Annotated in this window: 11 protein-coding genes and 1 pseudogene; 10 read left to right on the forward strand and 2 right to left on the reverse strand. The window is 44.0% G+C overall.

What is annotated here, in order from left to right:
- The first annotated feature begins 24 nt into the window (after window positions 1–24).
- The 6 genes and pseudogenes from glmU to AC5JL3_RS20755 form a co-directional block, all read left to right on the forward strand.
- Complete coding sequence (glmU, locus tag AC5JL3_RS20730) at window positions 25–1,380, forward strand: bifunctional UDP-N-acetylglucosamine diphosphorylase/glucosamine-1-phosphate N-acetyltransferase GlmU (protein WP_496076274.1); 1,356 nt, start codon at window positions 25–27, stop codon at window positions 1,378–1,380.
- A gap of 14 nt (window positions 1,381–1,394) precedes the next feature.
- Window positions 1,395–1,685 carry a Precorrin-3B methylase gene (locus AC5JL3_RS20735; RefSeq protein WP_496076275.1) on the forward strand — a complete coding sequence of 97 codons (291 nt, stop codon included), beginning with the start codon at window positions 1,395–1,397 and terminating at the stop codon, window positions 1,683–1,685.
- A gap of 166 nt (window positions 1,686–1,851) precedes the next feature.
- Window positions 1,852–2,175: a hypothetical protein gene (locus AC5JL3_RS20740; RefSeq protein ID WP_496076276.1), complete on the forward strand. Its 324-nt coding sequence runs from the start codon at window positions 1,852–1,854 to the stop codon at window positions 2,173–2,175.
- Complete coding sequence (locus tag AC5JL3_RS20745) at window positions 2,172–2,606, forward strand: type II toxin-antitoxin system VapC family toxin (RefSeq protein ID WP_496076277.1); 435 nt, start codon at window positions 2,172–2,174, stop codon at window positions 2,604–2,606. The genes AC5JL3_RS20740 and AC5JL3_RS20745 overlap by 4 nt, the downstream gene beginning before the upstream one ends.
- Before the next feature lie 79 nt (window positions 2,607–2,685).
- Window positions 2,686–2,985, forward strand: a complete 300-nt coding sequence (locus tag AC5JL3_RS20750; RefSeq protein ID WP_496076278.1) for a Precorrin-3B methylase — start codon at window positions 2,686–2,688, stop codon at window positions 2,983–2,985.
- Between the two features lie 107 nt (window positions 2,986–3,092).
- Window positions 3,093–3,806: pseudogene (locus AC5JL3_RS20755) on the forward strand (type IIL restriction-modification enzyme MmeI); the annotation flags it as partial.
- A gap of 48 nt (window positions 3,807–3,854) precedes the next feature.
- On the opposite strand, the gene AC5JL3_RS20760 reads toward AC5JL3_RS20755, so the two are convergent.
- Entirely contained in the window at window positions 3,855–5,063 is a 1,209-nt protein-coding gene (locus AC5JL3_RS20760) for an ISL3 family transposase (RefSeq protein ID WP_496076279.1), read from the reverse strand.
- Window positions 5,064–5,377: 314 nt separating this feature from the next.
- On the opposite strand from AC5JL3_RS20760, the gene AC5JL3_RS20765 reads away from it, so the two are divergent.
- Entirely contained in the window at window positions 5,378–7,426 is a 2,049-nt protein-coding gene (locus AC5JL3_RS20765) for a class I SAM-dependent DNA methyltransferase (protein ID WP_496076280.1), read from the forward strand.
- A 477-nt stretch (window positions 7,427–7,903) separates the two neighbouring features.
- The gene (locus tag AC5JL3_RS20770; protein WP_496076281.1) at window positions 7,904–8,638 is read left to right on the forward strand and encodes an FkbM family methyltransferase; all 735 of its coding nucleotides are present in this window, start codon (window positions 7,904–7,906) and stop codon (window positions 8,636–8,638) included.
- A gap of 80 nt (window positions 8,639–8,718) precedes the next feature.
- Here AC5JL3_RS20770 and AC5JL3_RS20775 read toward each other — a convergent pair whose 3' ends face one another.
- Window positions 8,719–9,816, reverse strand: coding sequence for a sensor histidine kinase (locus AC5JL3_RS20775; RefSeq protein WP_496076282.1), 1,098 nt, complete (start codon window positions 9,814–9,816; stop codon window positions 8,719–8,721).
- Window positions 9,817–10,052: 236 nt separating this feature from the next.
- Between AC5JL3_RS20775 and AC5JL3_RS20780 the strand changes: the two genes are divergently transcribed.
- On the forward strand, window positions 10,053–10,508 hold the full coding sequence (locus tag AC5JL3_RS20780) for a glutathione S-transferase family protein (protein ID WP_496076283.1): 456 nt from the start codon (window positions 10,053–10,055) through the stop codon (window positions 10,506–10,508).
- A 172-nt stretch (window positions 10,509–10,680) separates the two neighbouring features.
- A complete protein-coding gene (mrdA, locus tag AC5JL3_RS20785; protein WP_496076284.1) occupies window positions 10,681–12,492 on the forward strand; it encodes a penicillin-binding protein 2 in 1,812 nt (603 codons plus the stop codon).
- Window positions 12,493–12,543: the final 51 nt, after the last annotated feature.

Here is a 12,543-nt window from a genome sequence, read left to right on the forward strand (position 1 = left end):
AAATCTGGAAACTGATAGCTGATCATGGTTGCAGTAGCGATTTTAGCGGCGGGACGTGGAACACGGATGAAATCTGACCTACCTAAGGTCTGCCACACATTGGGTTCAATGTCCCTCGTTGAACGAGTTCTTCATAGTTGTCTCTCGATTGAACCCTCACGCCGTCTCGTGATTGTCGGCTATCAGAGTGAACAAGTAAAACAATCGTTGAATGCCTTTACTGGTCTTGAGTTTGTCGAACAGACCGAGCAACTGGGAACGGGTCATGCAGCCCAACAACTCCTCCCACACTTGGAAGGCTTCACGGGTGATTTGCTGATTTTGAATGGTGATGTTCCTCTGTTGCGACCCAATACAATTAAACAGTTGCTGGAAACGCATCAAGCTCATCAGAATGCCGCAACTCTCCTCACGGCTCAAATGCCTAACCCACAAGGGTATGGACGTGTTTTTTGTGATGGTCAAAGTCTGCTGAAACAGATTGTAGAAGACCGAGACTGTACAGCCGCTCAAAAGAAAAACCACCGGATTAATGCAGGAGTGTACTGCTTCAACTGGCCGCAACTGGCAAAAGTGCTGCCGCAACTGCAAGCGAATAATGACCAGAAAGAGTATTACCTGACTGATGTGGTGAATTACCTGGAGCCAGTGATGGCGTTGGATGTTGAGGATTACCAGGAAATTCTTGGGATTAATGACCGCAAGCAGCTTGCGAATGCTTATGAGATTTTGCAAACACGGGTAAAAGATGCCTGGATGAGTGCGGGAGTAACGCTAGTCCACCCAGGCACGATTACGATTGATGACACCGTAGAATTGGAACCCGATGTGCTGATTGAACCTCAAACTCATCTGCGAGGGAAAACGGTAATTGGTTCCGGTAGCCGTATTGGGCCAGGGAGTATGATTGAAAATAGCCAGTTGGGTCAGAATGTAACGGTGCTGTATTCAGTCGTGAGTGACAGTGTTGTTAAAGATGGCACTCGGATTGGGCCTTACACTCATCTACGGGGTCATGTGGAAGTGGGGGAATCCTGTCGGGTAGGAAATTTTGTAGAACTGAAAAATTCGACATTAGGCGATCGCACAAATGTTGCCCACTTATCCTATTTGGGAGATGCAACCCTTGGGACACGAGTCAACATTGGTGCCGGGACAATTACGGCTAACTACGATGGGGTAAAGAAGCATCGTACAGAAATTGGCGATCGCACAAAAACTGGCTCTAATAGTGTACTCGTTGCCCCTGTTACCTTAGGAGAAGATGTCACCGTTGCCGCTGGTTCTGTCGTGACAGAAGATGTTCCTGATGATTCTCTAGTTGTTGCGCGTGCGCGTCAGGTTGTTAAACCGGGTTGGCGTTTAAAATCTCAAGAATAAAAGCGTTCAGAAGTATGAAGAAGCCGGAAAATCCTCTTACGGGAGAAGCACTAATTAAGGAAGTCTGTCGGCGGATTCGGGTTGCCCGTAGCTACTGGGATGCTCATAATAACGCTGCCTGTCGGGGAGAACGCGTTAAGCGAAGCTATTCCGAAGGAAATCGCGCTTTAGCGCTTTACAACACGCTGACTAAAGAACAAAAAGACAAGATTCCGCAGCAGTTGCGGGTGTGGCTTCGCTACCGCAGTGAAAAATACTTTGGGGCACACCGAACGCCGCCTAAGTCGAAACGAAAGTCGAAATAGTAATTTCCTTGGGTTGTGGGGGAAATGCGATCGCACTGTGAAACCAGGGGTTTATCTGAAGTGAGGGGCGATATAGCTCTACACCATACAGTTTTAACTTGGTAGAGTAGTCACAGATCGACTCAGCTATTGGATCAGCTCTCCGATTTTATAAAACATGGATATCATGCTTTCCTCTACGTCAGCGTTTAATCTTCATGTGTTGCTAGAGCAAACTGAGACAGGGCGAACCCTTGCGTCGATCGCTGAACTAGCGAACTGCCAGGTGGAGGCAGACACTCGAAAGGAAGCACTACAAGCAATTCAAGAACTGGTGAGCGATCGCCTAAGTAGCGTTGAAGTTTTGCCACTAGAAATCTCTCTCAAAGAGCCTGTTCGAGAAAATCCGTGGACAGAATTTATTGGAATGTTTGAGGGGGATGCTGAGTTTGCGGAGATGGCAGCACAATGGCAGGCGGAACGCGACCAGGATGCAGATGATGCGATATGAGTCTTTGGATTTTGGATACTGATCATGTTTCGCTACTGTTGGGGCGGCATCCACAGGTCAGTCGTCGGGTAGCTGAAGTGGGAGCAGATGTCGCTATTACAGTTGTGACTGTTCAGGAGCTTTTTAATGGTTGGGTAGTGCGAATCAATGATGCGAAAGACACGCAAGATTTGGTACGGCTATATGGCAAGCTGAACCGCACGATCGCACTGTGTAAACGGGTACCCGTGGTAGGTTTTGATCAAGCTGCTGGCGATCGCTATCAACAACTGCTGATTGAAATCCCTTCATTGTCAAAAAAGCGCTTGCAAAAGGATATGCGAATTGCTGCAATCGCATTATCAATTGAGGCAATTGTTGTTACACGCAATTATCGGGATTTTTCTCAGGTTCCAGGGTTACTTTTGGAGGATTGGACTCAGGAAAGGTGAGCGATCGCCAATTCATTACGCTACGATGGTCGCTAGGCGAACCGCCAAAGGCATCGCACCAGTGAGCTTTGATTGAAGTATGGCAAAGCAGGAACATCCCCTTACAGGAGTTGCACTCATTAAGGAAGTCTGTCGGCGGATTCGGGTTGCCCGTAGCTACTGGGATGCTCATAATAACGCTGCCTGTCGGGGAGAACGCGTTAAGCGAAGCTATTCCGAAGGAAATCGCGCTTTAGCGCTTTACAACACGCTGACTAAAGAACAAAAAGACAAGATTCCGCAGCAGTTGCGGGTGTGGCTTCGCTACCGCAGTGAAAAATACTTTGGGGCACACCGAACACCACCCAAGTCGAAACGAAAGTCGAACATGAACTTTTGAGAACAAAGGCAGAAATTCCAGATTTAAAGGGTGAGCCTGGATGATGTAAGTGGGAACACTAAAGGATAGAAGCTGCTTCACTGTTCCTTCAACCTCACACATCACTCATGACAGACACACTGAGCCAGATACAAGACTTTGTTAAGTATGCCCGCTCCTCAGAGCGCGAAAACAGTGAATCTCAGGTGTTTTTAGAGCGCCTCTTTAAGGCATTTGGACACGATGGATATAGGGACGCAGGAGCGGCGCTAGAATACCGAATTAAGCGAAAGGGCAAGTCTACCCAGTATGCAGATCTGTTTTGGGAAGATCGTTTGTTGGTGGAGATGAAGAGTCGGGGAGAGAAGTTGGAGAAGCATTACGACCAGGCTTTTGAATATTGGCTGAATGCCACACCAAAACGCCCGAAGTACGTGGTTCTCTGCAACTTTAATGAGTTTTGGATTTATGACTTCGATCTGCAACTTCGGGAACCTGTTGATCGGCTGAAGCTGGAAGAATTGCCTGATCGCTACACAGCTTTGAACTTTCTCTTTCCCGAAAACCGCAAGCCACAGTTCGCTAATAATCAGGTTGATGTGACCCGTGAAGCGGCGGATAAGGTGGCAAGGGTCTATAACCAGATGGTTGCAAGGGGAGAAGATTCCGAAGCTGCACAACGGTTTATTCTGCAATGTGTGATGGCTCTGTTCGCCGAAGATATCGATCTCCTGCCAAGGGGATTCTTTACAGAAGTATTGGAAGAGTGCCGCAGTGGAGCCAGTTCCTATGACTTGATTGGTGGGTTGTTCCGGCAGATGGGAAGCCCCAAGCCTGCTCGTAAAGATAGTCGCTATCGAAATGGGCTCTTCAGTAACCAGTATGCTAAACTAACAATTAAACTGCCAATTAAGCAAACATCTAACTCGGAAGTTTTCAAAATTTCTAAACCCGTAGGCAGAGCGTTTAATCAACTTAAGCTTATTATTAATACCTTCGACAACACCACTCGTAGTCTTATGATCGAAGTAAGCAATAATCTCATCTAGCCAACGAATAATAGTGTTCTGACTATCAGGAAAATATTTTTTGGCTTCTGATCGCCATACTCCCAGTTTAAATAAACCGGTTAACCAATGATTAGCCTGCTCAAAAATCTGTCTGATTTTCTCTTTTAATTCATGCATACTATTAAGAGTAGGAGATACATCTTTAACTTGAACGAGTTTGGCTTTTTGCTCTTCATTTAGGTCTGATTCATTCTTAAGTAATACATATTTACTTTTCTTCAATCCTTCTAAAACTTTCTCTTGAACTGCTTTGTCTTCTGACGTTTTTGCTTTTTTAATTACATCTTCTGCTTGTCTCTTCTCTCGCTTTCTTTGGGTATCTAATTCCTTATTTATTTGTGCCATTACATGAAATCTGTCGGCGACCACTTGTGCATTTGGCATCAGCTCTGTTACTACATTTTTGTACCCTTTCCACAAATCTATACTTACTTCTTCTACTTTCTCTAATACCTCTTTTCCCCATCCCAGCATGACTTCCCTGATTTCTTCTTGTGTCCTTCCATCCAGCATCCCAATTAGCTTAGACTTCTCTAAATCTATTAATACGGCACAGTAATTTCCTTTCCCTTTAATTAGAGCTATTTCATCAATCCCTAATCTCTTCAACTCGCTGGGTTTGGCTTTCAAGAATTCTTTCGATGCGTCTTTTAACATCCTTTCTATTTCTTCTGTTGTCACCAACCCTTTTTTCGCTATGCTGTGGATATCGTTCTCTAAAACTTCTTGGATTATTTGCTTGGCTAGCCGTTTCGTATAGGTTCTTCTTTTTCTGACAAACTCTAACTCTTCACTAAATGGCTTGACACATTTTTTACATTTAAACTGTCGTCTGTTAATTTCTAAATATATGAAAGTCTCTCCCCAAGGTAAATCTTTTACTAGGTATCGATGGTTTTGATGTAATCTGTGGCTTCTTGTTCCACAACGTGGACAGCTACTTTCCTTGCCAATCCGTTCCACCTGTAAAATTATTCCAATCCCCTCATGCTGGCGATGTGAGATGACTTTTATTCCCTCTATATTCAATAGCTGAGATGACTTTTATTCCCTCTATATTCAATAGCTTTGTTAAAAACTTTATGTCTTTTTTCGTCCTCATGGCTGTCCTATGCACCTAAAAGCTCTGGCTTCGGCTTATAATTAATACCTAATGCGCCTCCTGTGTCAATTATCGCAATAAATCTACCAACTATTTGCTAGATTTATTTATAGTTCTTTACTTTTTCAACTATTGATTTAGCATATTAGCTACTGAAGAGCCTCGAAATGTACCCTACTTCAACGGTGGAATCTTTGCGGAGATCGATCCGATTCCGCTAGATCCGGATGAAATCAAACTCTTGCTGGAAGCTTCAGCAGAGAAATGGTCAAAGGTCGAGCCTGCGATTTTTGGTACTCTGTTTGAGGGCAGCATGGGTAAGAAAGAACGCCATGCATTAGGAGCACATTTTACCAGTGAGGCAGATATTCAAAAGGTGGTGTTGCCAACAATCGTGCGTCCCTGGCGAGAACGAATTGAAGCGGCTTCTACGTTAAAAGAATTACTAGCATTGCGGCAGGAACTTAACCAGTTTAAGGTGCTTGATTCGGCATGTGGCAGCGGTAATTTTCTGTATGTGGCTTACCGGGAGTTAAAACGCCTTGAAGCTCTACTGCTGGCAAAGATCCACGAAAAATTCAGTGATCGCACCGCAGCTCAAATTGGAACGCTCTCCCTCATTAGTATCAAACAGTTTTACGGCATTGATAGGAAACAGTTTGCAGTGGAATTGGCAAAAGTAACTTTGATGGTCGCGAAAAAGCTGGCACTGGATGAGGAAAACAAACTACTTGATATCGCTCAGATGAGTTTACCGCTAGAACTTGATCGGGCTTTGCCATTAGATAACCTGGATAAAAACATCATTTGTGATGATGCGCTGTTTTGCAATTGGGAACCTGTCGATGCAATTATTGGCAATCCGCCTTATCAATCGAAGAACAAGATGCAGCAAGAATTTGGGGAAGCTTATGTGCGAAAAGTGCGCTCAAAATATGATGCCGTTCCCGGACGGGCAGATTATTGTGTCTACTGGTTTCGTCGTGCCCATGATGAACTGAAACCTAGTGGTCGAGCAGGTCTGGTGGGAACGAACAGCATCCGGCAAAACTATTCCCGTGAAGGTGGTTTAGATTACATCGTTGCAAGTAACGGAATAATTACTGAGGCAGTTTCTAATCAAGTCTGGTCAGGTGATGCCGTTGTTCATGTTTCAATTGTTAACTGGATAAAAGGTGAGCAAACAGGAAAGAAAAAACTCTACACCCAATTTGGCGATAACAAAGATAGTCCTTGGAAAGTAGTAGAACTAGATCAGATAAATTCGTCACTATCCGCTAATTTTGATGTTAGTAAAGCTAAAAGAATTCAAGCTAATGCTAAATCTTGTATTTGCTATCAAGGACAAACTCATGGTCATGAAGGTTTTCTTCTTAGTCCTGATGAAGCTAAGAAATTAGATAATGATAAATTAGCTAGAGCAGCTTTACATCCTTACTTGATTGGCAACGATCTTCTAAAGCGCCCTGATAGCTTACCTTCCCGTTTTGTTATTGACCTAAATATTTGTTCTGATATTTTCTCTGCTATGAGATATGGTGCTGCGTTTGAGCATGTTCAGAAATATGTTATGCCAGCCATGAAAGCAAATGCAGACGAAGAGCGGGAAGAGACAGGTAAGGAAGTTTGTCCTCGGCAATTACATTTTCGGTATTGGTGGAAATTCTGGAGAGGACGGCTTGAGATGCTGAATAATCTTGTAACGTTACCTCGTTACGTCGCCTGTTCCCGTCATATAAAACGCTCAATTTTTGAATTTATTCACCGTGAAATTCATCCTAACGATGCGCTGCAAGTTTTTCTGGTAGCTGATGATTACTCTTTTGGTATTTTGCAATCAGATATTCACTGGGTATGGTTTGTAGAGCGCGGCTCAACTGTTAAACGTGATCCTCGGTATACCTCAGAAACTGTTTTTGATACCTTCCCCTTTCCCCAATCGCCTAAACTATCCCAGGTGAAAAAAGTGGCAGCAGCAGCGGTGAAATTACGGCAACTGCGGCGCAAGGTAATGTCTGAGAATCAGTGGAGTTTGCGCGATCTATACCGCACCTTAGATCTTCCCGGCGATAATCCCCTCCGCAAAGCCCATGCCGAACTTGATGCTGCGGTTCGAGAAGCATACGGCATGAAAGCCAATGGAGATTCGCTTCAGTTCTTGCTGAATTTGAACTTTGAAGTGGCGGAACGAGAGACACAAGGCTTGGCTGTGGTCGCTCCTGGCTTGCCTCCTTGCGTAACTGAAGCCAGCGAATTCATCACTGATGATTGTGTGAAAATGCCAGAGTAAAGCATCTTACTAGAATTGCAGTATTTGTTTCCCGTAAGCAATTCTATACAAGCTTTTGAAGGTGCTAAAGCGATCGCTCACGCCTCAATTTCCCAATCCTCAACCTGCAACCCCTCAATTCACCCAAACTCTCGTGTATTGTGTGCCACCAGCGTTAGCCCTCTTCTGTCACTCTCCGGTTTTCCCTATTATTAATATTTCCTACAAAGGAGGTATATTAAGGAATACAGCGTTTGCCCATCTAATTTTGGCAATTTCTCTACTCTGATCAATTTCTATGAAGGAAAAAGTCTGCGATCGCCTACCATAGGTTAGTTCTAGAATTCAGCAATGGCAAAAGTTTTCGGAGAGTGACAGAAGAGGGATATCAAGAGCGATTAATTTGTTGATATTTTATTTTTAGCTTAGCAAAAGTGGCTGCTATTCAGCTTACAATACTACGAATTTCACTAACCATCCTACCAAATAAAAAGTGCAATGAAGCGAGAACTATCTAATTTAATAAAACTTCTATACAGTGCAGTAATGATGTCCTTTTTTGGATTCAAAAACAAGTATTTTAAACTAATCAATAAAGATTATGGCTACACTAAGTTTCATTCACAATTTGGAGAAGATAGATATATTGTAGAAAACATAGAGTTTTTGCAAAAAGGAGTTTTTATAGATATTGGAGCAGGTCATCCAACTTATCTTTCAAATAGTTACTTCTTTGAAAAAAATGGCTGGAAATGTATCTGTATTGATGCCGATATTAATCAAATTGAATTACTCAAAAGAGAACGCTTAAACGTAGAATGGGCTGCTATTTCCCTTCAAGAAGGAGAAATAAGCTTTAATCAATCTTTCTTGCCAGAGTTATCCTCTACTTTGCAAAAGGGTAAATATGAGGGACTAATTAAAATTCCCTTTAGAGATTCTGTAAAAGTTCCAGCTTTCAGACTAGGAACTTTACTTGAAAAATATAATATTGGAGCAATTGATATCTTAGATATAGATGTTGAAGGGACTGAACTAGAAGTCTGGAAAACTTTTGATTATGAAAAGCACAAACCTAAAGTTGTAATCATCGAATACTACGGATTAGGTTTGGGTGATAATTCTGAAAAGTTTTTAAACTTTTTTGCAAAACTTCCTTATAAGCTTGTTCATACTACCTGTACGAATTTCATTTTCGTTAATCATGAAACATCAGTTAAATTCTTAAAATAGCTAAAAATAGTGAAAAATAAAGGTTTTATCGACCAAAAGATTTCTCTTGCTAAACATAAGCCTATGAGCAACTCAGCTAACTAAAGAGAAACTTTTGGTAAATTAATGATGAAACTTGTCCCCTTGCCCTCCGCACTTTCAACCACAATCGTCCCTTGATGCGCCTCAGTAATACTCTTTGCTAAAAATAATCCCAATCCCCAGCCTGTTTGATCCTCAGCAGCGCTAGTTCGACGAAATTGTTGAAATAGGATTGATTGAGCGTCTAAGGCAATCGGATTGCCTTCATTATGGATAGTAAGGCTGATCTGCGTTTCATTTTGCTGGAGCGTGAGTGTAATCGGTGTCCCAAACGCACCATATTTCACAGCGTTAATTGCTAAGTTTTCAATCACTCGCCGTATTTCTTTACGGCTGCAATAACTCCTGATATCAGAATCACAAACCACAACAAACCGCTCTCCATAAGCGAAGCTCAAATCCTCCGCTACCTCCTGGACTAGCATCTCTAAATTGCATTCTTCAAATTCAATCTTTAAGCTCTGCCCTGCCCGCAGCCGACTTGCATCGAGCAGATTTTGAATCATCGAATCTAGCCGATTGACCGCATTGATCATCTTCATCGCCACATCCAGGTGGGTGTCTCCTCGTTCAAGCCGCCGCAGAGTTAGTTGAGTTCCCATTTTTACAACATTAAGGGGGCCTCTGAGGTCGTGAGTTAACGTCACCATAAATAGCTCTTGAATATCTTGCAGCGTCTCGGAGAATTGAGTGGCAGCGTCATTAACGGCTTGCTCAATGGAGCCGATAATGATGTCTCGTTCTCTCACTTCTAAAGGTGCTTCTTCCTCTAAAACTTGAAAGATTACTTGACGAAGAATGTGGTATTCGAGAATGAGCTGAGTCATGGAGTAGTCAGCATACCCCGCCCGTTCATGCCCATGCTTCTTGCCAATTCGCGTGCTTTCTACCTCGTCGGACGCGATTCGGGCAGATGTCCTGACAATCGTGTTTGAGAGTTCATCTACCAGTTGGTTTAAGTACAGAGGTAGCGAATTTTGTAAGACAAGAGAATCCTGATGCATTGACGCTTTGACTTCATCCCGCGCCCGCTCCTCCCACATCTTCATAATTCTTTCAACATTTTGCTTAAGACAGTCAGAAGCTTGATTAGACATGGATTGCAGGAACACCAAAACCAGGAAAGAGCCAGCTTAAAGCTGCCTGAGATTATAGCAATATCTATAATTCAATTCCATCAAGATGAATAGGAACCGAATCAAGCCTCTGCTTTAAGTTCAAATTTATGCCTTTTAGATAAATGATGCAGACCTCTGTATCAAGAAGATATTTCATTCCAACCATTCGCGTTCATCCTTAACCCAGGAAATATCTAAATTGTCGGCCCCTCGAAGTGGATGGGGAACTACTTTATGAGACGGCTGCCATTACCGACTATCTCGATACTGTCGTAGCCAGTAACAAGTTCAGCCCATCTAATCCGCTGTCCAAGGCTCGGATGCGCCAGATTATGGCAATTATTGATAGCTATTTCTATTCACCTGCAATCACGACAATTGTGATACAGCGTCTAATTGTGCCAAGTCAGGGTGGCAAAACAGATGAGGACGCAGTGAAAAATGCGATCGCGCCTGCAAAAACCGCAGCAGAGGCGATCGAGTCGCTCACTGTTGGTAGTTCATATCTGCTAGGCAGCGAATTGAGCATCGCCGATTTCTACCTGATTCCAATCTTTATCTACCTCTCGCAGACACCAGAGTTTGATGCAATTACCGCTCAAACTCCTAAACTGAGGACTTGGTGGGATGAGGTCAATAAGCTCAAGAGCGTGAACCAAGTTTGCGCGTAACTTCTAATCTCCCTGCCTTATTCTTTTCCTATCTTGCTTACCAGCGAAATGATTACAAAATTAATACTCTCGTTCCTCTAAACCCGTCCTTTAACGAGTTGCGATTTGAGTTATGTCCTTAATTTGCTATATAGTCTCCTTTTGGACTTAACTCGCTGAAATCTTCTGATCTATGACCTTGATTCAATCCTCCTCACCGGGGCGGCATACTACCTCTCGTAGCGTTGGACGCAACTACCAATCTCTGTTTGTCATGCTAATCGTTAGCGTTTTCCTACTAGGAGGAATTGGCTCTCGTCTTGCATACTTACAGATAATTCAGGGAGAACAGAATCGGCAGCTAGCAGAAAATAATCGAATTCGTCTAATTCCAAAGCCACCCGTGCGGGGAAATATTTTTGACTGTAAGGGCAAAATATTAGCAAGTAGCCGCTTGTCTCACTCAGTATTTCTCTGGCCGATCGCACTCAAGCCAAATGAGTGGCCTCAAACCCTCAAACGCCTCTCAGAGCTTTTAAATATTCCCCAAGAAGAAATTCAAAAACGTGTAGAACAAGAGGGCTTTAACTCGCCTTCGCTCATCCGGATTGCCCGTGGTCTTAGCCCCGCTCAGATTACAGCCCTCGAAGAATACAGTGACCAACTCGAAGGCGTAGAAGTTGATATTGAAGCTGTGCGGAACTATCCCAACGGGGATTTAGCTGCTCATGTTCTCGGCTACACGGGTGAACTGAATGACGAAGAGTTTGCCGAACGAAAACCTGAAGGCTATCGTCTGGGTGACATCGTTGGTCAGATGGGTGTCGAAGAGGCTTTTGAGCAACAGCTACGAGGAGAATGGGGCGGTCAGCAGGTCGAGGTTGATGGTGCAGGTCAAGTGCTACGGATTCTGGGGCAAAAAGAAGCCAAAGCGGGTAAAGATGTCACTCTTACTCTTGATCTCGATCTCCAGAAAGCCGCAGAAGCCGCATTAGGCAATCGTAAAGGTGCAATTGTTGCACTCAACCCTAACAATGGTGCGGTTCTAGCAATGGTCAGCCGCCCAACCTATGACCCCAATCTCTTTTCAACCCGAATTACTCCAGATACTTGGAAGCAGCTACAGAGCAAAGACCACCCCTTTGTCAACCGGGCGCTGCGAGGTTTTGCTCCAGCGAGTACCTTCAAAATTGTTACGACTACGGCCGGAATTGAATCAGGCAAATATTCTCCCCATACAGTTTTGCAAACCTACCCTTCCATAACGATTGCGGGAACAACATTTGCAGATTGGAACCACGCGGGATTCGGTCCATTGGGATTCGTAGGAGCAATGGCTTGGAGTAGTGATACCTTCTTTTATCAGATTGGTAGAGGAATTGGCGGAGAGACCTTAATTGATTGGACACGAAAATATGGCTTCGGTCAAAAAACAGGAATTGAGTTAGCACCAGAAGAAGCCGCCGGATTAGTTGCAGATGATGCTTGGAAGCGGAAGCAATTTAACTGGGAGTGGACAGTTGGAGATACGGTGAATATGTCGATCGGTCAAGGTTTTCTGCAAGCCACACCACTGCAAGTTGCCGTGATGTTTTCTGTACCTGCCAATGGAGGCGATCGCATTAAACCTCACCTGCTCAAAGATAATGAAGAGTCCAGGAATTGGCGAAAATCTTTAGATATCAAACCAGAAACCGTACAGGTACTGCGCCAAGGTCTACGTCAGGTTGTGAGTGGCGGCACAGGTAAAGCGATGGACGTGCCAACGCTTCCCCCAACATCCGGTAAAAGTGGAACGGCTGAGGCACCTCCAGGTCTGTCTCACGCTTGGTTTGGCGCGTATGCACCTGCTGATAAGCCAGAGATTGTAGTGGTAGCCTTTGCGGAACATTCAGGCGGGGGTGGAGGGAAAGTCGCTGCGCCAATGGTACGCCAGGTAATGGAATCTTACTTCAAGCCAAAAAAGCTCGCTGAATCTACTAAAGCGAAGCAGAAAACACCCTAGTGCAGCGAGGCGGAAATAAGTGACCAGTTAAAAAAGGAAGCAAAAAGGGAT

It is taken from the genome of Symplocastrum torsivum, assembly GCF_059505465.1.